The organism is Haladaptatus rarus (assembly GCF_054177585.1).
Window position 1 is genome coordinate 257,645 of sequence record NZ_JBPEHG010000003.1, and the last position, 18,050, is coordinate 275,694.

Genomic DNA, 18,050 nt, shown 5'->3' on the forward strand with positions numbered 1-18,050 from the left:
CTGGACGACGTTCCTCGTGTGAGAAACGAGCCGTCGATCACGTACATCGGAGCGACGATCGTGGCTGCCATGTTGGCCATCGCCGGGGTGTGGCTCCCGTGGGTCCGGAAACGGCCGGTCGGTTACGCCGACGGGCAACCGTACTACACGTCCGAATTCGTGTCCGGCTTAGAATCCGGCCTTCGCGGTATCGACCCGGTCGTCGTTCTGCTCGTTCTCGGAGTCGTCGGAGTGGTCGTGCTGGCGCGACAGCGTGACTGGCATCCTGACGTTGTTCTCGTCGCCGCCGGTGGGCTGATGGTCTTGGTGTTCGGCAACATATTCCGCGACTACAGGACGGTCGAACGATATGCGATAGAACCGGGGCTGTATCTCTTGATCGCCAGTGGGTTCCTCCTCATTCTCCTCGGAGCAGGCGCGATTTTCAAACGGCGCTTTACGACGTTTGCAGAAGGAGACAGTGTGGATCCCCCCACTGGATGATGTCAGTCTATCTGACCGTACGTTCCACGTTGAGATGAACGAAACAGCGGGGAGAACGCGATTTCATTCTCCCGAGTTTCCGCGTTCAAACGAGGCCATTGTTCTCTCCGTTTCCAGTACAAAACAGTACATTTCAGTACAACCGGTTCGCGAAAATCGAACCTCGCGGTCACTCCTGTTCCTCGTCGGTCTTCACGACCTTCCCGACCACCTTCTGCGCCGCGCTCGCCGGGATATCGGTCGGCGTGGTCAGCCACTCGCGGAGGACGACCATCAGCGCGGCGATGACGACGAACGCGCCGCCGAAGAGGGTTTGGCCCGCGAGCAGGCGTTCGATACCGAACAAGGCGATAGGGATGGCGAACACCAGCGTCGCCGCAAGACTCACGGTGTCGAGGATGCCCAGTTTCATGCTCCTCCGTACCCGGCCACCGGCTAAAAGTGCGCCGCAACAGGTCGAGCGGCGGCGCGACTTCCGCCACGACACCGGCGATTCGGAACGGTTTTCAACCACTCGGCGTCACAGTTCTGTTATGTTTACCGGAATTGTTGCAGAGGCGGGCGAAGTTCGTCGCGTCGAAGCGACGGAGGGTGGCCGCCGACTCACGATCGCGGCGGACGAGATACTCTCGGACGTGGAACACGGCGCGAGTATCAGCGTCAACGGTGCCTGCCTGACCGTCGAAGGGTTCGACGAGGAGACGTTCGAAGTGTTCCTCGCCAGCGAGACGGTCGAGAAGACCTACCTCGGCGAAGTCGAGGAAGGCGACGCCGTCAACCTCGAACGCGCCCTCCGCGCGGACGCCCGACTCGACGGGCACTTCGTTCAGGGGCACGTCGATACGACGACCGAGGTCGTGGACGTCCGGCAGGTCGGTGAGGACTGGGAGTACGAGTTCGCCATCCCGGGGGGCTACGGCCAGTACATCGTAGACAAAGGGTCGGTCGCACTGGACGGCATCAGTCTCACGGTTGCTGACAGGCGCGACGACACCTTCACGGTCGCTATCATCCCCACGACTCGTAACTTGACGAACCTCTCGGAGAAAGAACCCGGTGACCCAGTCCACCTCGAAGTGGACGTACTGGCGAAGTACGCCGAACGACTGCTCGCAGAGTAGTTCATACGCCGACAAAAATCGACACGCCGACGAAAACCGGAAGACCGGTTCCCGGCGTCAGTCCATGGGTGACTCGACGACGCCGAGTTGGTGGAACATTCCTAACGTGTCGGGTTGCACCCATCGCTCGGCTATCTTTCCGTCTTCGATCCGCGTGAAGACCATGTTCTGTACCTCGAACGAGTTCCCGGTCGGCTCGATCCCCATGAACTCGCCCTCGTGTGTGCCCCGGAGTGTGACGCGCATGGCGACTTCGTCGTCCTCGGCGACGATGTCCTCGACCGTCGCCTCGAAGTCGGGGAACGCATCGATGATGTTCCGAAGTCGCTCCACGTTCGCGTCTCTCCCCTCCGTTCGCTCCCCGAAGGCACCGTGTTCGACACAGTCCTCAGTGGCCACCGCTTCGACGAGGTCGAAGTTCCGTTCGGTGGCGATATCCTCCGGAATGCGGCGCGCGAGTCGCTTGTTCTCCTCGATTGATTTCGTTGCCATCGTACCCCTCCATAGCGTCTCCCTCGACACCTCTCGCTTTCTCCCGTCTCCCCCACCCTCTCTGCTTTTCCGCTCGCAGCATCTCCTTCCCGCTTCGAGACGCTACTACTAGCTTCGACACTGCTCACGATAGGCGTATCGTCCGATAGAGTGCGAGACATACCAAGAGTACAGCGAACCTACTGCGTCACGGGAAGTGCAGCGAAACTACTCCGATTTCATGTCGACCGTCTCGTCCGACGGCCGTCCTTCGTCGTCACCGAACGCCACTGGTTCCTGCTGGTTCGCCTCGTCGTACAGCCGACGATAGCGGTCGATCTTTCGGTAGAGCAGGTAGCCGAAGAAGCCGTCGTACACGATGACGAACCCGATGTACGCCATCGCGGGCGAGACCGCCGGGAAGAAGGTCGACGCGAGTGCGGGCACGAAGCCGACGAGCGAGTTGTAGGTCGCGTGGATGAACGCCGCGATGAGCAACCCTTTGATGACGATGGGACCACCGTTCTCACGGTTGAACTTCGCCAGTCCGAGGTAGTAGCCCGCGAACGCTGAGTAGATGACGTGACCCGGCCCGGCGAACAGTCGGAAGACGGCGGTCTGTCCCGCCTGCAGGAACTGGTTCGTTCCGCCGGAGTTCAAGAACTCCTGGCTGATGTAGATGGCGTTCTCGATGGTCGCAAAGCCGAGTCCCGCCATCGCGCCATACACCGCACCGTCGATGACGGCGTCGAAGCGAGAACTGCGGAAGGCGTAGAGGCGCACCGCCAACAGCTTCACCGTCTCCTCGATGGGGGCGACGATGACGTAGAAGAAGATCACCATCCCGACGACTGGTATACTGCTGAAGAGGGGTTCCGTGTACGAGTTGAGCACCGCAGCGAATCCGGCGAACAGCACGCCGAGCAGGAAGGTGCCGACGAGCAGTGGGAGCGGTTCCGACATCGTCACGTCGACGTGCCAGATGTAGGCCGCGAGCGCGAACGCCGGAACGACGGAGAGCAAGATGAACGTCCCGACCCACGGGTCGGTTATCGCCGCCAGTCCGCCGAGTGCGAACTGCACGAGCAGGATGGCAAACGCGAGCAAGATGATGAACGCCCGCGCCGTCCCCACGACGACCCCGTACAGCTTCGTCGCGAGCCAGTCGAGACGCGACCGTTGCTCCCACGTCGAGATACCGTAGAGATCGGTCGAATCGTCCATCCCCCGAGCAACTGGATCGCTTTTCTCGTCCATGCTTCGTCATCGCACGGACGGGGAGTAAATCGTTCGGCGGAGCTGACCTATTATTCCTAATACGTGTATAAATAACATATATTCATGTAGGGGTGAGTTTATTAATGGGAATCCACCAGTCGTGAGATACAATGACGCCCACGAGTCAGAGCCGGGGAATCATGTACTCGGCACCGCCGGAAAAAACAGCACGAAACGACGAGAACAAATCAGTAGCAGACGAACCGACGGAATCGGTAGAATCGGCGGAAGCGTCCGACGATCGAATCTCCCCCGGATCCGACGCGAACTGGACTGGCGCGGTTCCGGCAGACGACTGAAATCACAGCTGTCTTCGGCTTTTCTCGTCGTCACGCTGAAAACCCCTCCACACCAAGCGGAAGGTATGCCTCCCACTCTCTCTTTCCACGCACCGACCGCCAACTGCTCACTTCGATGCCGGCCATGAGTCGGGTTCGCGTCCGTGGGATCTACACCACGGCTCTCACCACCCTCCTCACTGATGAGTTCGACGTGGTGCAGGCCTCGCCAGCCATCCAGCGACGATTCGACCACGAGTTCGAAACCGGCGAGTACGATGCTACCGTCGAGACGACCGACGACCGACAGGGTGTCGGTATCTTCGGTGACCCGGAGACGGTCGAGACCGTCGCAGAACGAGCGACCGCTATCGGCATCGACACCTTCCACTGGGAGGACTCTGCGGCCAGAGGTGCGCTCTTCGACGGCATCGTCAGCGAGACGCTCGGAAGCGGGGCGGTCGTGAACCTCGGCGACCGCGACGGATTCCTCCCCTACAGAAAGATCGACGACAGGATCGACGAGGGCGACCACGTGCGCGTGCAGGTACACGACCCCGCGCCGCCGTGGGCGCGCGACCGACCCCTGCTCGGAACCGACGTGCAGGTGTTCGGCGGCGTCGCCAGCCTCTCGAAAGGCGTCAATCGCGTCGTCGCGAGTGCTCCGGACGACGCCAGCAGGCGCGAACTCGCTCGGACGACCGAGATGCTTCCGACCGACGTCCCCGAGGAGTGGGGTGTCCGCTGGGAGTACGCCGCGACCGACGCCGACATCGGCGAGATGGACGCCGCCCTCTCTCGGGCCGTCGAACGCGCCGAAACCATCGACGACGCGCTGGCAGACGACGAGGAAGACGAGGTGGACGAGGAGGCAAAGAGCGACTTCCCGCGAACTATCGCCGAACCCGAAACGACGGCGTGGCTCTGGTTCGGCAGGGAATCCCGATTCGAACTGGACGACCTGCGGGGGGAGACCACGACCACCATCCCCGGCCATCATCGGATCAAAGCCGCGGACGAGTCAGCGAGTTCGGCGGTCGATTTCGTGGAAGACCTCGTCGACCCCGACGACGAATTTCCGACCGGCCCGACCCTCCGTCAGTTCGGCCCGGAAGACGGCGGCGAGGTGTTCATCGACCACGGTAAACCCGACGGGCGCTGTTTCTCGCTCGGAAAGGGCGAGGTGGCCGAGGCCGACCTCGAATCCGGAAAGTACACCGTCCGCCGCGAGATGCAGGGGCCGGGCACCTACGACGCCCTCGGCACCGACCGCGAGGCGGGCGACGTGGCGATCACGAAGTTCCGCGAAGGACGGTGGTGGTATCCCACCGCCTACCGGAGCGACGACGGCGAATCGAAGGGCACCTACGTCAACGTCTGTACCCCGGTCGAGTTGTTTCCCCAGTCCGTTCGCTACGTGGATTTGCACGTTGACGTCGTGAAACGACCGGACGGAAGCGTCGAGCGAGTGGACGACGACGAACTGGATTCGGCGGTAGAAGCGGGCCACATCTCCGAGGAACTGGCCGGGAAAGCCCGGAGCGTGGCGGCGAGCGTGGAGAAGGTCTTGAAGAAGTAGTGGAGAAGAAGTAACAGAGGCGAAGAAACCACAGTAACCAGTCGGCGACACAACCGCCAAAGGCCAGCCCACTCACCGCGGGCGAAGGAGCACCGCGACTGAGCGAGCGGGCCGACGACCGAACGGAACGTCGTGAAGTGAGGGAGGTGTGCTTTTGGTCGAGCTTTTCCCAGGGAGGCAGGCCGAACCGCAGAACAAGGTCGTTAGAAATGCTCGTTGTCGGACGAGGTGCCCATCTTTCCGCCCCGACCACCCTCACTGCGGTCGATGCCCATCACGCTCTCTGGTTGATCGACCTTCCAGTCGCCCGTGCCGTCGTCCGGGACGCGCACCGTCACGTCGTCGATCTCGTCGAACTTCTTCAGGAGGTCGACTTCGATGTTCTGGGACGTGACTGCGCTGATGGCACAGCCGCTACAGGTGCCGCCGAGTTCGATGACGACCTCGCCGTCTTCGGGGTCAGCCTTCCGGACTGCGCTCGTCCCGCCGTGCATCTGGATGATAGGCATCTGGGCGGAGAGCCAGCGCTCGACCCGCGATTTGAGATCGTCCGCTTCGTCCGTGGCTTTCGTCTCGCCGGTCTCGGTCATTGGGTGAGTGTAGGGACTGGAAGTATGGGAATGTTGGGGTTCGCGGTCGTGGGGATGTGGACGGATTATCGTCGATGCAGTATCTTGGGAAGCTCTCTGGCGCTCTCTTCGAGATGTGCGAGTTTCCGCAGGTACGTCGTCCTCGAAAGCCCCCGGCCCCTTTCAATCCCACCCGACCGCAACTGCACCGCGACCGCCACCGCACCTCGTTCCTCCCCAGCCTCCTCCCTTCGTCCGTCACTGCGGTAATTCGTCTGTAGTTAGAAAGCACATCTAGTACAAAATAGTACGTTTCAGTACAACCTGTCCGCCGTCTTATTCTCGATTCCGAAGCCGTTTCCACGCGCTAAAGCCGAGCACCGAGAGTCCGGCGACGCCGACGCCGAAACCGGGTTGTTTCGTGGACGATTCGGTCGTGATCGTCGTCGTGGAGTTCTTCGGAGCCGAGATCGCGCCGTCGGTTCCGTTGTCGCCCGCGGTGAGCGTCGGCGGATTCTCCTGCTGGCCCGCCCGGTTCGGGAAGGTGTAGAGTCCACCCTTCCCGTCGCCGTGTCTTCCCATGCTTCCGGCGACGAAGAAGTCGGACGAGACGTGCTGGGCGGACCAGAACGCGGCCTTCGCGGGGTCGCGCCACCACGCGAGTTCGCGGGGATTCGACGGGTCGCTGATGTCGAACAGCTTCACGCCACCCTGATACCACGTCGTGTAGAGGCGGTCGCCCACGATGTCGAAGTTGTGCGAGGTCGTCCACTGCCCCGACGCGCCAGCCCCGCCGGTGCAGTCGTGGCATTTCCCGTGCGCCGAGGCGACACCGACAGGCGACAGTTCCGAGAGGGACGAAGAGAGCTCAGAAATCCTCGAAGACAGTCCGGAGAGGGCGGAGACGGCTCCCGAACCGCCGATATCGTAACTCGGATCTGCCGATTTCGGTGCGGCTATCTCGGACAGTTTGGTCGGATCTTCGAGATTCGACACGTCCCAGAGCTCCATCCCGCCGGGACCGTTCCCGCCCGCTCCGTCCGTGTCCCACGCCTCCTTGTTGACGACGAGCAAGGAGCCATCCTCGTTCGTCCGAACGTAGTGGTCGTTGCCCGGCAGACCGAGCACTGCATCCCGTTCTGATGGAACCGAAGCGAGTTCGTCGATCGATCGGCCACCGATATGCGTGACGTACGAGGGATTCGTCGGATTCGAAACGTCCACGAGCCACGTCCCGGCGTCCCACTGCGCGAGATACGCCATCCCGTCCTGTACCCACACGTCGTGGAGCGACCGCACCCACGAATCCACGTCCGACCAGTCCGAATCGACGTCGAGCATCGACCATCGACCCACCTCTTCCGGATCGTCGTCGGACACGTCCACCAGCACGAGGGGGTTGCCGTCACCGTCGTTGCCGGTGAGATACGCCATCTCATCGGTGAGCATCGCGTTGTGGATCGGAAACTCGGTCTCGTGGAACGCCACTCGCTTCGGCTTCGACGGGTCGCTCACGTCGTACAGCAGAAACCCGTGTGGAACGTCGCCTTCGACCGGATTCGCCGGGCCAGCGACGAGCAGGCGGTCCCCATCGACTTTCACGTCCCAGATCTGCGAGAGTGGGCCTCCCGCCCGGTCGGCGAGCAGGTCTCGGCGCTCCGTCAGCTTGGCCGGGTTCGCCGGATTCTGGATATCGACCGTCGCAAACCCGTCGGTCGCGGCGACGAAGGCCGTCTTCCCGTCGTTCCCCACGACCGCTTCTTTCGCGTTTTCGATGGCGACACTGCCGAGTGGACGATACGGTTTCCGAGCGCTGACACCATCAGCGGTAAGCAGAGCCACACTACTTCCCCCCACGGCGGCGGTACGGAGGAATTCTCGCCGTCGCATGCAATCGTAGAAGGCCGCGAGAATGATAAAAGCGCGGGTGGCGGAGCTAATGCACCTTCGTCTGGTCACCGGTACCGTCGGTCAGCGCGCTTGCGACCGCACCTTTCAACACGACCTCGTCGCCGAGCGTCGTCACCTGCACGTCGGGGACGTTGTTGAGCAGTTGGTTACTGATCCGCTCTCGAACCGGGTCGACGACCAGTTCCTCGTTGTTGAGAGCGACCGCGCCGCCGAAGTAGACGACGATGGGTGCGTACGCCTGCACGACGTTCGTCACGCCGACCGTATTCCAGTGGACGACCTGCTCGATGACGTGGTCTGCGAACGAGTCGATCCCTGCGTGGTCGAACACGTCTTTCGCCGAAAAATCCGGGTCTTCGAGGGGGAGGGCCGTCTGAACCTGTCCATCCTCTTCGGCCAACATTCGAGCGTACTTCGGGATGTTGTTCCCCGAGCAGTAGGCCTCCCAGTGGCCGTCGTGTCCACAGCCGCAGGTGAGCCTGCCCTGTGGGTCGACCACCATGTGGCCGACTTCGCCCGCGTTGCCGTCCCAGCCGGAGAGGACGCTGCCGTCGACGGTGACACCTGCACCGATACCGCTCGAAATCGTGATGTAGACCATGTCGTCGGGGTTTCGTTCGCTGTAGAAACGCTGTCCGATGACGCCCGCATTGGTATCGTTGTGCAAGAATACCCGGTCGCTGGCGATGAGGTTACCGATCGGCCCGGTCAGTGGGATTCGGTCGATGGTGTCCGGCAGGTTCGCCGGATTCTCGACCGCACCCTCAGCGAGGTCGAGCGGGCCGATGCTGCCGATGCCTGCGGCCACGACCTCCACTGGGTCGATGCCCGCGTCAGCACAGGCGCTCCGCAAGCAGTCCAACACTGCCTCGGTGACCGCGATGCCGGTCGGTCCCTGTGGTGTGCCGCGTTCGTCCGCGTTGACGACGTTGCCTTCCTCGTCGGCGACCGCCGCTCGGACGTTGGTCGCCCCCAAGTCTACGCCCGCGTAGTAGGCCATTATTCAGGTCAACAGAGGTTACCGGGACCACTTAACTACAGGCATTTACTCACCACTGAGTTACGTTGTGACATGCTGCTTTTTCTCCCGAGACCGACGAAATCAGTGGAGCGATTGACGTGACGACGCCGGAATCAGTCATCCCGAACGAACGTCACCGGGCAGGGTGCCGAGAGCATCACTTCCTGTGCGGTGCTCCCGAACACCGCCTTTCCGGTTGGCGAGCGTTTTCGCCCACCGACGAAGATGCTGTCTGCGGTCACATCTTCCGCGAGTTCGACGATGGTCTCGCCGTGTTCGCCGACAGCACCACGGATTGCGTACCCTACGTCGTCTTCGTCCAGTGAGTTGGCGAGCGAGCGGATCGTCGCGTGTCGAGCCGCGACCTCGTCCGGGTTCGGCTTCCCACTCGGGTCGTAATCGAGCTGTTCGACGACGTCGTCGAATTCCACGTCCGTGAAAACGTGTGCGAGTACTACCGTTGCCCCAGTCGGTCCGGCCACGTCCGCGACCGCAGATGCGAGTCTCTCGGTGCGGTCTGCGTCGCCCGGTCCCACGGCGAGCAGAATCGTCTCGATTGCCATGGTATCATCTCTCCACGCAGAATATTAAAGATGGGGGCGTTAACTCAGAAGCGAAGAAAATCAGACATCAAGATAGTTTAGCCGCCACGTCGAAGCGTCGGTATGATCAAACCAGATCTCGACGGTCGGGTCGCACTGGTTACGGGTAGTGCGAAAGGCGTCGGTCGGGAACTCCTCCTCTCGCTCGCCGACTGTGGCGCTGACGTCGCTGTTCACTACCGGTCGAGCGACGAGCAGGCACGCGACGTCGTTGAACGGGCTCGAGACAGGGGCGTGGACGCCACGCTCGCGCAGGGGGACGTGACCGACCCCGACAGCGTGGACGACCTCTTTGCGACCGTCGAAGCCGACCTCGGAACCGTGGACGTGCTGGTGAACAACGTCGGACCGTTCGCACCCGACCACTGGGAGGATATCTCGTTCGACCGCTGGAACACCATCCTCCACGGCAACGTCAACGGAACCTACCTCTGTTCGAAGCGGGCGCTCCCTGGAATGCGTGAACAGGCGTTCGGGCGGATCGTCAACGTCGGTTACGCCAGTTCGGAGAAGGGGCTGGTCAACCCGAAGAACGCACCCTACTTCATCGCCAAGGCGGGCGTTCTGATGTTCACCCGGATGCTCGCCGCCGACACGCAGGACGACGGAATCACCGTCAACGCAGTCTCACCCTACGTGGTCGAGAACTCCGACGTGTTCCCCGACGACCTGCCCCGTGGTCGCCCCGCCAGATTCGAGGACATGGCACAGGCAATGCACTTTTTCCTGGACGAAGATAGCGATTACCTGAGCGGCGTGAACGTGGAAGTCGATGGCGGCTGGCTACCGGAGACCGTCTGACTCCGGAACCCGTCGATTCCATCGACCGTCGCTATCTCCACCCGCTCAGTTCCCCTCCAGCGCGTCGATGGCGATCGCACCCACGACGAGTGCGGTTTTCGGTATCGTTCCCGCGTCATCGATGTGAATGTCGTACTGGTCGCGGAACGAGAACTTCCCCGCGATCTGGCCGACAGACTCGCCATCAGGCGTCGTGATCGAATACTTGTGAGGGAGGAACGAGAGAACATCGACGACCGACCGCAGTGCTTCCAGCAACGCACTTCGGGACGCGATCTCCGCCACGAGGGTTCCGTCGGGGCGTTTCAGCGTCCAGTCGTGGTGGAAGAACGTGAAGTTCTTGCTGAGCACCAGGATCGGATCGTCGGAGCCTTCTTCGACGATGACGTAATCGCCCGCCACGTCGAGGAAGTTCTTCGCTTTGACGCGGAAGACGACGTTCCCATCCGCGTCGAAGAAGGGGAACTCCTCTTTCATCTTGAAGCGTTTCTTCTTCGACTTGAGGACGAGATCTCCGGCCTCGTCGTACACCTTATACTTACTCCGGATGAGACTTTGTTTGACGGTGTAGCGGTCGCCAGACAGGACGACGCCGCCGATGCCACCGCTTTTCTGTGTCGGATCTTCCATCACCTTCTTTTGTTCCGAATCACATATAAAATTGAGCGTACCTCGAACGTTACTCACTCGATTCCCTCGGCGGAGACATCTCCGCCGTCAACTTCGGAACGACGCCGAATCGCTCGCTCGATGAACTCCCGTGGAAGCGATTCGATCTCGCCCGCCTGCACCCGCCAGAGGTTGGCGTAGAGTCCATCGAGTGTGAGGAGTTCTTCGTGAGTGCCACGTTCGACCACGCGCCCCTCGTCCAGAACGACGATCTCGTCGGCGTCCTTGATGGTCGAGAGACGATGTGCGATGGCGAACGTCGTCTTCTCACGCACGAGTCGGGCGAGGCTTCGCTGGATGAGCGCCTCGGTTTCCGTATCGACGTGGCTCGTCGCTTCGTCCAGGACGAGGATGGCAGGGTCTTTCAAGACCGTCCGTGCGATGGAGAGCCGTTGACGCTGCCCGCCCGAGAGTTTCACGCCGCGCTCGCCGACCTTCGTGTCGTAGCCGTCCGGCAAGTTCTCGATGAACTCGTGGGCTTCGGCGGCCTTGGCGGCCTCGACGATCTCCTCGTCACTCGCACCGAACGTGCCGTACTCGATGTTCTCTTTCACCGTCCCGTAGAACAGGAATGGTTCCTGACTCACATAGCCGATTGCACGCCGAAGGCTTCGAAGATTCACGTCCCGAACGTCGGTGCCGTCGATGCGAATCTCCCCTTCGTCCACATCGTACATCTGGAGCAGGAGTTTGAGTACGCTCGATTTGCCCGCGCCAGTGGGGCCGACGAGCGCGACGGTGTCACCTCGCTCGGCGCTGAGGTCGACGTTCGAGACGACCGGGTCGTCCGCGTAGCCGAAACTCACGTCGTCGTACTCGACGTTCCCCTCAGTGACGATCAGGTCGGGGTCGTTCGCATTCTCTTCGAGCGACTCCTGTTCGTTCATCAGGCCGAACACCCGCACGCTCGACGCCTTGGCCCGCTGGTACATGTTGATGATCTGCCCGAACTGCGCCATCGGCCAGATGAACTGCTGACTGAGGACGATGAAGGTGACGAACTCGCCCGGTTCGAGCGTCCCCGAAAACGGACCGGGCGGTCCAGACAGCAACCAGAATCCGCCCACCGCGAACGTCACCGCGAACCCGACCCCCGTGAGCACGCTCAGGCCGGGAAAGAACGTGATTCGCGTCCTGATGGCGTCCCAGTTCGCGTCGTAGTAGTCCCGAGAGGCGTCTGCAACGCGCTCGGATTCGTACCCCTCTGCCGTCTCGGTCTTGATGACACGAACCCCGCCGAGGTTGTTCTCCAGTCGGGAGTTGAGCGCCCCCACGCTCGCCCGCATCGCCGCGTACTTCGGCTGGATTGTTCGCACGAAGAGGTAGGTGAACCCCGCGAGTAGCGGCACCGGCAAGAGTGCGACGAGCGCGAGCGAGGGGTTCAGCGAGAACAGGAGCGCCCCGATGCCGACCACCATCACGCCGATCCGGAGCGCCGAACTCAGTCCGTCGTTGAGGAACGTCTCAAGTTGGTTCACGTCGTTGTTGAGCACCGACATCAGCTCGCCGGTCTGCTTGCTGTCGAAGAAGTCCATATCGAGCAGTTGCATCGTGTCGTAGGTATCGACTCGAAGCGCGTGCTGGACACCCTGTGCGAACCGATTCCACCCCCACCCGGAGAGCCACGAGAAGACCGCCCCGACGAGAAACGACCCCGCGATGAGGGCGATCGAGAGCCACAACTGACCGGTCTGCGTTTCGGGTATCAACTCTGTGGGGAACAGGGGAAGTCGAAACTCACGCCGATTCAGGAATATCGCGTCGATAGCGAGGCCGAGGACGAACGGCGGGAGCAACCCCGACAGTCTGCCGAGCGTCGTCGCGACGATTCCCAGGGAAAACTCGCCCGTGTGCGTGCGACCGTACTCGGCGTACAGTCGCCACATGGGGTTTTCGGTGGGATTTCGGATATCAGTGAGTTTGTCGGGGTGGCTGAATGGTATCACCTATCTCAGAACCGTAGGTGCCCGAAGGCTATCTCCCTTTCAGTCGGGTACTGACCGTCGTCACCGACCGCGATTCCACTTTCACTTTCACTCCGCTTTCATCTGCAACCGACAGGCATACGCCCATTCAGTCGCTGTCTGTGGATAGATGAGCAAGGACTACATCGAAGTACGGGGGGCCGAGGAACACAACCTCAAAGACCTCGACGTGCGGATTCCGCGCGAGGAGTTCAACGTCGTGACCGGACTGTCGGGGTCGGGTAAGTCCTCGCTCGCCTTCGAGACGGTGTACGCCGAGGGTCAGCGACGCTACATCGAGAGCCTCTCCGCCTACGCCCGGAACTTCCTCGGGCAGATGGACAAACCGCAGGTCGAGAACGTCGAAGGGCTGTCGCCCGCTATCTCCATCGACCAGAAGAACGCGGCGAACAACCCGCGCTCGACGGTCGGGACGGTGACGGAGCTTCACGACTACCTGCGACTGCTCTACGCGCGCGTCGGCACACCCCACTGTCCACAATGTGGGCAGGAGGTCGGCGAGCAGAGCGCCCAGAACATGGTTCGGCGGGTGCTGGACTTACCCGAAGGCACGCGAGCGAAGATCGCCGCCCCGGTCGTCCGCGACCAGAAGGGCGCGTTCGCCGACCTGTTCGACGACCTCGTCTCGGATGGCTACTCCCGCGTCGAAGTGGACGGTGAGGAGTACGACCTGACACTCGACCGCCCGGAACTCGACAAGAACTACGACCACACCATCGACGTCATCGTGGACAGGGTGAAGGTGAGCGAGGAGGCTCGTTCGCGGATCACCGACAGCGTCGAGACCGCGCTCGAAGAGGCCGAGGGCATATTGAAAGTCATCGTCCCAGACCCACCGGAAGACATCGACCTGGGTTCGCAAGCGCGCTCGACCGGTGACCTGGCTGGTACAGGGGAGGAACGTCTCGCCGTCGAGTTCTCGGAAGACCTCGCCTGCACGCACTGCGGCATCGACTTCCGCGAGATAGAGACGCGGAGTTTCTCGTTCAACAGCCCGCACGGCGCGTGTCCGGAGTGTGAGGGGATCGGCGAGACGAAAGAGATAGACGAAGCCCTCGTCGTCGAAGACCCATCGAAACCGCTGAAGAACGTCTTCGAGCCGTGGAGCTATCAGCGCACGTACTACCGACGGCAGCTCGATTCAGTGGCCCGACACTTCGACGTCGACCTGAACACGCCGTTCGAAGACCTCGACCCGGCGATTCGAGAGGCGTTCCTCTACGGAACGAACGAGGACGTGCTGTTCAAGTGGAACACGAAGAACGGCATCCGGCGGAAAGAAGAGCCGTTCGAGGGCGTCATCCCGAACCTCGAACGTCGCTACGTCGAAACCGATAGCAACCGCGCCCGAGACCACATCGAGGACTACATGGCGGTGACCGAATGTCCCGCCTGTGACGGCACGCGACTGCGACCGCAGAGTCGGTCGGTGTACGTCGACGGCACCTCCATCACCGAGGTCAACCGGATGTCCATCGGTGACGCACTGGCACACTTCGAGAACCTCGAAGCGAACCTCACGGAACGAGAGAACCGAATCGCGGAGGAGATCCTGAAGGAGATTCGCGCTCGACTCGGCTTCATGGAGGAGGTCGGCTTGCAGTATCTCACGCTCGACCGCGAAGCCTCGACGCTCTCGGGTGGCGAGAGCCAGCGGATTCGATTGGCGACACAGATCGGGTCGGGACTGGTCGGCGTGCTCTACGTGCTTGACGAACCCTCCATCGGCTTGCACCAACGCGACAACGACCGCCTGCTGAACACGCTCTGTGAACTGCGCGATCTCGGAAACACGCTCATCGTCGTCGAACACGACGAGGAGACGATGCGCCGGGCGGACACCGTCATCGACATGGGTCCAGGCCCCGGCAAGCGCGGGGGAGAGGTCGTCGTGCAGGGTGACGTCGAAGAGGTGATGGCCCACGATGGAAGCATCACGGGCGACTACCTCGCCGGGCGCAAGGAGATACCGGTTCCGGATGGTCGCCGGGAGAGCGACACCCATCTCACGGTGCAGGGTGCGCGCCAGCACAATCTGAAAGACCTGGACGTGGACATCCCGGTCGGGCAGTTCACGGCCATCACGGGCGTCTCGGGGTCGGGCAAGTCCACCCTGATGCACGACATCCTCTACAAGGGACTGGCCCGCGAGATGAACAACAACACCTCGGTTGACCCCGGTGACCACGACGCGATCGAGGGGATGGCCGAGATCGAGAAGGTACGGCTCATCGACCAGTCGCCCATCGGTCGAACCCCGCGCTCGAACCCCGCCACCTACACGGGCGTCTTCGACTACGTCCGCGAACTGTTCGCCGAGACGAAGTTGGCGAAACAACGTGGCTACGAGAAGGGTCGCTTCTCGTTCAACGTGAAAGGCGGGCGCTGCGAGGAGTGTGGCGGACAGGGTACCGTCAAGATCGAGATGAACTTCCTCTCGGACGTGTACGTCCCCTGCGAGGAGTGTGACGGTGCACGCTACAACGACGAGACACTCGACGTGACCTACCGGGAGAAGACCATCTCGGACGTGCTCGATATGTCCGTCGAAGAAGCGCACGACTTCTTCGAGCACGACACGCGCATCCGTCGTCGCCTGAAGCTGCTGAAAGACGTCGGACTCGATTACATGAAACTCGGTCAGCCGTCGACGACGCTCTCGGGTGGGGAAGCCCAGCGTATCAAACTCGCCGAGGAACTCGGAAAGCGGGATTCGGGCGATACGCTCTACCTGCTGGACGAACCGACGACCGGTCTGCACCACGAAGACGAGCGAAAACTCATCTCGGTGCTCCAGCGACTGGTGGACAAGGGTAACTCCGTCGTCGTCATCGAGCACGAACTCGACCTCGTGAAGAACGCAGACCACGTCATCGATCTCGGTCCCGAAGGCGGCGAGAAAGGAGGCGAAATCGTAGCAACAGGGACACCCGAAGAAGTCGCTCGAATCGAGCAGTCCTACACCGGGCGCTACCTTCGTGACAAACTCCCGGGCATCGAACTCGACGGTCCACGCGCCGACCGACCCGCACCTGCCGCGATGGACGACTGACCGGTCTTTCGCGTTCTCGAAGGAATGGCGGGCTTACCGCCAGGAATTGCACACTTAAAGCCAGGTGCCATAATTAATTTGAAAATTACTGGTAGCTAAGCACTGGATAACAAAGTGTTGTCCGCGGTAATTTCGCACTCGTGTTACGTTCGGGTGGCAATGGCATAGGCATAACAACGGATTGCGGGTCACTGGTGGCATGAGTTCGACTGATGGAACCCCTCAAGAACTGTCGGAAGATTTAATCTTCGACGTTCTCAAAAATCGGCGGCGGCGATACACGCTCCACTATCTCAAACAGCAAGGTCGTCCAGTCGAGTTGAGCGAACTTGCCGAGCAGGTGGCGGCGTGGGAGCACGACACCACCGTCGAAGGCCTCTCCGCGAACGAGCGGAAGTCGGTGTACACGTCGCTGTACCAGACACATCTCCCGAAACTCTCGGACGCGGGTATCGTCGACTACAACCAGAGCAGAGGTGTGGTCGAGCTGTCGGAGAACGCGGCACAGTTGGAGGGGTATCTGCGCCCACAGGACGAGTTTCCGTGGATCAGATACTACCTCGGTCTCGCCATCGTCAGTGCAGTGCTCGTCCTCGCGGACTTCCTCGGTATTCCACCGTTTACCGCGATTCCTGACGAGATCTGGGGTGTGCTCATCGTTGCCGCGTTCGCGCTCTCCGCACTCGTCCACTATCTCCGTCGCCGACAACTCGGAACCGGGGAACGACCGCCATCGGCGCGGTAGCAACGAGAGATGTCGGTGCCGAACTCGTCAGCAGGCGAAACGCGACTTCCTCTTTTCACGAGTCGGGAACGACCCTTCCCGAACTCACGGTGACTTCACTGACTGAAACGAGAAAGAAGGTATTTGAATCGGGGGCAAGTAACCGACCACAATGCACGATTTCGTGGTTGTTGGCGCGGGCCCCGCCGGGTCGCGGTTCGCACGGCAGGCCGCAGATGGCGGGTTCGACGTTCTCGTTCTCGAACGAGGACGGGTGGGGACGCCACTCGCCTGCTCCGGCCACGTCAGCACCGACATCTGGTCGTTCACCCCCGACGGAGCACGCGACCATCTCCTTCAAAACGAGATCTACGGTGCGCGATTCCACGTCGGCGGGCCGGATTCGGCGGAACACCCCTTCTACAAGGATACGGTCATCTCGAACGTCATCGACCGCGTTGGTCTCGACCGCATGCTCGCGGACGCCGCCCGCGACGCAGGCGCGGACGTACGCGAAGACCACAGTGTGTCTTCGGTCGCAGAACACGGTGAGTACGTGGACGTTACGGCGAGTACCCCCGATGGTACCGAGACGTTCCGGGGGAGGATGGTCGTCGGGTGCGACGGCCCCGTCTCACGCGTCCGGCGGGAACTCAGCCTCCCGGAACCGCGCGAGAAACTCCAGGGCGTCCTCGGGTTCGCACCGGACGCTCACAGCGGCAACTTCGTGGACGTTCACCTCACTGCTCCGCGATTCTTCGCGTGGCGAATCCCACGCGGCGAGGCGGGCGTCGAGTACGGACTGGCCGCACCGCCAGGAGAGAACGCTCGAAAGCTGTTCGACCGCTTTACCGCGGATTACGGCGTCGAAACGGATCACTTCTGCGCCGGGATCATCCCTATCGGCCCACCGCCCCGCGTGACTGCCCACAGGGGCTTCCTCATCGGGGACGCCGCCGCCCAGACGAAACCCTTCACCGGGGGCGGTATCCTCTACGGTATGACGGCGGCAGACCACGCGGTTCGCACCATCGACCCCGACGACCCCGGCACGCTGGCCGACTACGAACGAGCGTGGCGAACGGAGCTGAAGAACGAGATTCGACTGGGTCACTGGGTTCGCCGGACCTACTCGCTTCCGGAACCGGTACAGACCGCCGGGCTCAAGGCGATGTCTGGCGAGATCGGCGTCCACATGGACAGGCCGACGTCGTTCTTCTCGACGGAACACCTGCGGACGCTTCTGAAACGGACGTGATCTGTCTTCCGAAACGGACGTAATCAGCCCGTTCGGCGCGCTGGCGACGTGAAACCAGCGATGGAAACACCTCTACTGTTTTGTACTGAAATGTACTGGGAGAGGACGAGTCCGAGTGGTCCGTTATCCGTGCGTTCCCTTCAGCAACGAGATTCGCGTCGTCGGAGGCAGTGTGGCAACCGATTGGCACGTCTCTTCCGCCGCCTTCGGCTCTCGGTACCCATCGTATTCTCCGCCGTTATCCATCG

18 protein-coding genes are annotated in these 18,050 nt (G+C 61.8%); 8 read left to right on the forward strand and 10 right to left on the reverse strand.

Translation table 11 applies throughout. The annotated features are described in order from the left end of the window. Positions 1-18: 18 nt before the first annotated feature. On the forward strand, positions 19-483 hold the full coding sequence (locus ACR3FE_RS10240) for a hypothetical protein (protein WP_458207011.1): 465 nt from the start codon (positions 19-21) through the stop codon (positions 481-483). Between the two features lie 169 nt (positions 484-652). Here ACR3FE_RS10240 and ACR3FE_RS10245 read toward each other — a convergent pair whose 3' ends face one another. Continuing rightward, positions 653-895: a DUF7533 family protein gene (locus ACR3FE_RS10245; protein ID WP_458207012.1), complete on the reverse strand. Its 243-nt coding sequence runs from the start codon at positions 893-895 to the stop codon at positions 653-655. A 121-nt stretch (positions 896-1,016) separates the two neighbouring features. On the opposite strand from ACR3FE_RS10245, the gene ACR3FE_RS10250 reads away from it, so the two are divergent. Further along, positions 1,017-1,604: a riboflavin synthase gene (locus tag ACR3FE_RS10250; RefSeq protein ID WP_458207013.1), complete on the forward strand. Its 588-nt coding sequence runs from the start codon at positions 1,017-1,019 to the stop codon at positions 1,602-1,604. 57 nt (positions 1,605-1,661) lie between these two features. On the opposite strand, the gene ACR3FE_RS10255 is transcribed toward ACR3FE_RS10250, so the two are convergent. Together ACR3FE_RS10255 and ACR3FE_RS10260 are read right to left on the reverse strand one after the other, a co-directional pair. Then, complete coding sequence (locus tag ACR3FE_RS10255; RefSeq protein ID WP_458207014.1) at positions 1,662-2,096, reverse strand: ester cyclase; 435 nt, start codon at positions 2,094-2,096, stop codon at positions 1,662-1,664. A gap of 207 nt (positions 2,097-2,303) precedes the next feature. Further along, on the reverse strand, positions 2,304-3,332 hold the full coding sequence (locus tag ACR3FE_RS10260; protein ID WP_458207015.1) for a PrsW family intramembrane metalloprotease: 1,029 nt from the start codon (positions 3,330-3,332) through the stop codon (positions 2,304-2,306). Positions 3,333-3,493: 161 nt separating this feature from the next. Here ACR3FE_RS10260 and ACR3FE_RS10265 point away from each other — a divergent pair, with 161 nt between their 5' ends. Next, the gene (locus ACR3FE_RS10265) at positions 3,494-3,652 is read left to right on the forward strand and encodes a hypothetical protein (protein ID WP_458207016.1); all 159 of its coding nucleotides are present in this window, start codon (positions 3,494-3,496) and stop codon (positions 3,650-3,652) included. Positions 3,653-3,776: 124 nt separating this feature from the next. Next, the gene (locus ACR3FE_RS10270) at positions 3,777-5,210 is read left to right on the forward strand and encodes a ribonuclease FAU-1 family protein (protein ID WP_458207017.1); all 1,434 of its coding nucleotides are present in this window, start codon (positions 3,777-3,779) and stop codon (positions 5,208-5,210) included. 203 nt (positions 5,211-5,413) lie between these two features. On the opposite strand, the gene ACR3FE_RS10275 is transcribed toward ACR3FE_RS10270, so the two are convergent. The 4 genes from ACR3FE_RS10275 to ACR3FE_RS10290 all read right to left on the reverse strand — a co-directional run bounded on the left by ACR3FE_RS10275 (position 5,414) and on the right by ACR3FE_RS10290 (position 9,274). After that, positions 5,414-5,800, reverse strand: a complete 387-nt coding sequence (locus ACR3FE_RS10275; RefSeq protein WP_458207018.1) for a NifU family protein — start codon at positions 5,798-5,800, stop codon at positions 5,414-5,416. Between the two features lie 315 nt (positions 5,801-6,115). Further along, entirely contained in the window at positions 6,116-7,669 is a 1,554-nt protein-coding gene (locus tag ACR3FE_RS10280) for an LVIVD repeat-containing protein (RefSeq protein ID WP_458207019.1), read from the reverse strand. 46 nt (positions 7,670-7,715) lie between these two features. Further along, complete coding sequence (locus tag ACR3FE_RS10285) at positions 7,716-8,690, reverse strand: ROK family protein (RefSeq protein WP_458207020.1); 975 nt, start codon at positions 8,688-8,690, stop codon at positions 7,716-7,718. Positions 8,691-8,824: 134 nt separating this feature from the next. Beyond that, positions 8,825-9,274, reverse strand: a complete 450-nt coding sequence (locus ACR3FE_RS10290; RefSeq protein ID WP_458207021.1) for a universal stress protein — start codon at positions 9,272-9,274, stop codon at positions 8,825-8,827. Between the two features lie 102 nt (positions 9,275-9,376). Between ACR3FE_RS10290 and ACR3FE_RS10295 the strand changes: the two genes are divergently transcribed. Then, positions 9,377-10,114, forward strand: a complete 738-nt coding sequence (locus tag ACR3FE_RS10295) for an SDR family NAD(P)-dependent oxidoreductase (RefSeq protein WP_458207022.1) — start codon at positions 9,377-9,379, stop codon at positions 10,112-10,114. 45 nt (positions 10,115-10,159) lie between these two features. Here ACR3FE_RS10295 and ACR3FE_RS10300 read toward each other — a convergent pair whose 3' ends face one another. Together ACR3FE_RS10300 and ACR3FE_RS10305 are read right to left on the reverse strand one after the other, a co-directional pair. Next, the gene (locus ACR3FE_RS10300) at positions 10,160-10,744 is read right to left on the reverse strand and encodes an LURP-one-related family protein (RefSeq protein ID WP_458207023.1); all 585 of its coding nucleotides are present in this window, start codon (positions 10,742-10,744) and stop codon (positions 10,160-10,162) included. A gap of 53 nt (positions 10,745-10,797) precedes the next feature. Further along, a complete protein-coding gene (locus ACR3FE_RS10305; protein WP_458207191.1) occupies positions 10,798-12,669 on the reverse strand; it encodes an ABC transporter ATP-binding protein in 1,872 nt (623 codons plus the stop codon). A gap of 208 nt (positions 12,670-12,877) precedes the next feature. Between ACR3FE_RS10305 and uvrA the strand changes: the two genes are divergently transcribed. From uvrA to ACR3FE_RS10320, 3 genes are all read left to right on the forward strand, one after another. Beyond that, on the forward strand, positions 12,878-15,820 hold the full coding sequence (gene uvrA, locus ACR3FE_RS10310; RefSeq protein ID WP_458207024.1) for an excinuclease ABC subunit UvrA: 2,943 nt from the start codon (positions 12,878-12,880) through the stop codon (positions 15,818-15,820). Positions 15,821-16,019: 199 nt separating this feature from the next. Next, the gene (locus ACR3FE_RS10315) at positions 16,020-16,565 is read left to right on the forward strand and encodes a DUF7344 domain-containing protein (protein WP_458207025.1); all 546 of its coding nucleotides are present in this window, start codon (positions 16,020-16,022) and stop codon (positions 16,563-16,565) included. Positions 16,566-16,716: 151 nt separating this feature from the next. Further along, a complete protein-coding gene (locus ACR3FE_RS10320) occupies positions 16,717-17,802 on the forward strand; it encodes a geranylgeranyl reductase family protein (RefSeq protein ID WP_458207026.1) in 1,086 nt (361 codons plus the stop codon). Between the two features lie 123 nt (positions 17,803-17,925). On the opposite strand, the gene ACR3FE_RS10325 is transcribed toward ACR3FE_RS10320, so the two are convergent. Further along, positions 17,926-18,048 carry a hypothetical protein gene (locus tag ACR3FE_RS10325; RefSeq protein WP_458207027.1) on the reverse strand — a complete coding sequence of 41 codons (123 nt, stop codon included), beginning with the start codon at positions 18,046-18,048 and terminating at the stop codon, positions 17,926-17,928. Between the last annotated feature and the right edge of the window lie 2 nt (positions 18,049-18,050).

Bases quoted from the DNA above. Each gene is read 5' to 3' on its own strand.
- ACR3FE_RS10300 (WP_458207023.1), bottom strand. From the start codon at position 10,744: ATGGAAGATCCGACACAGAAAAGCGGTGGCATCGGCGGCGTCGTCCTG.
- ACR3FE_RS10245 (WP_458207012.1), bottom strand. From the start codon at position 895: ATGAAACTGGGCATCCTCGACACCGTGAGTCTTGCGGCGACGCTGGTG.
- ACR3FE_RS10320 (WP_458207026.1), top strand. From the start codon at position 16,717: ATGCACGATTTCGTGGTTGTTGGCGCGGGCCCCGCCGGGTCGCGGTTC.
- ACR3FE_RS10325 (WP_458207027.1), bottom strand. From the start codon at position 18,048: ATGGATAACGGCGGAGAATACGATGGGTACCGAGAGCCGAAGGCGGCG.
- ACR3FE_RS10280 (WP_458207019.1), bottom strand. From the start codon at position 7,669: ATGCGACGGCGAGAATTCCTCCGTACCGCCGCCGTGGGGGGAAGTAGT.
- ACR3FE_RS10305 (WP_458207191.1), bottom strand. From the start codon at position 12,669: ATGTGGCGACTGTACGCCGAGTACGGTCGCACGCACACGGGCGAGTTT.
- ACR3FE_RS10265 (WP_458207016.1), top strand. From the start codon at position 3,494: ATGTACTCGGCACCGCCGGAAAAAACAGCACGAAACGACGAGAACAAA.
- ACR3FE_RS10255 (WP_458207014.1), bottom strand. From the start codon at position 2,096: ATGGCAACGAAATCAATCGAGGAGAACAAGCGACTCGCGCGCCGCATT.
- ACR3FE_RS10270 (WP_458207017.1), top strand. From the start codon at position 3,777: ATGAGTCGGGTTCGCGTCCGTGGGATCTACACCACGGCTCTCACCACC.
- ACR3FE_RS10250 (WP_458207013.1), top strand. From the start codon at position 1,017: ATGTTTACCGGAATTGTTGCAGAGGCGGGCGAAGTTCGTCGCGTCGAA.
- ACR3FE_RS10275 (WP_458207018.1), bottom strand. From the start codon at position 5,800: ATGACCGAGACCGGCGAGACGAAAGCCACGGACGAAGCGGACGATCTC.
- ACR3FE_RS10285 (WP_458207020.1), bottom strand. From the start codon at position 8,690: ATGGCCTACTACGCGGGCGTAGACTTGGGGGCGACCAACGTCCGAGCG.
- ACR3FE_RS10290 (WP_458207021.1), bottom strand. From the start codon at position 9,274: ATGGCAATCGAGACGATTCTGCTCGCCGTGGGACCGGGCGACGCAGAC.
- ACR3FE_RS10315 (WP_458207025.1), top strand. From the start codon at position 16,020: ATGAGTTCGACTGATGGAACCCCTCAAGAACTGTCGGAAGATTTAATC.
- uvrA (WP_458207024.1), top strand. From the start codon at position 12,878: ATGAGCAAGGACTACATCGAAGTACGGGGGGCCGAGGAACACAACCTC.
- ACR3FE_RS10295 (WP_458207022.1), top strand. From the start codon at position 9,377: ATGATCAAACCAGATCTCGACGGTCGGGTCGCACTGGTTACGGGTAGT.
- ACR3FE_RS10260 (WP_458207015.1), bottom strand. From the start codon at position 3,332: ATGGACGAGAAAAGCGATCCAGTTGCTCGGGGGATGGACGATTCGACC.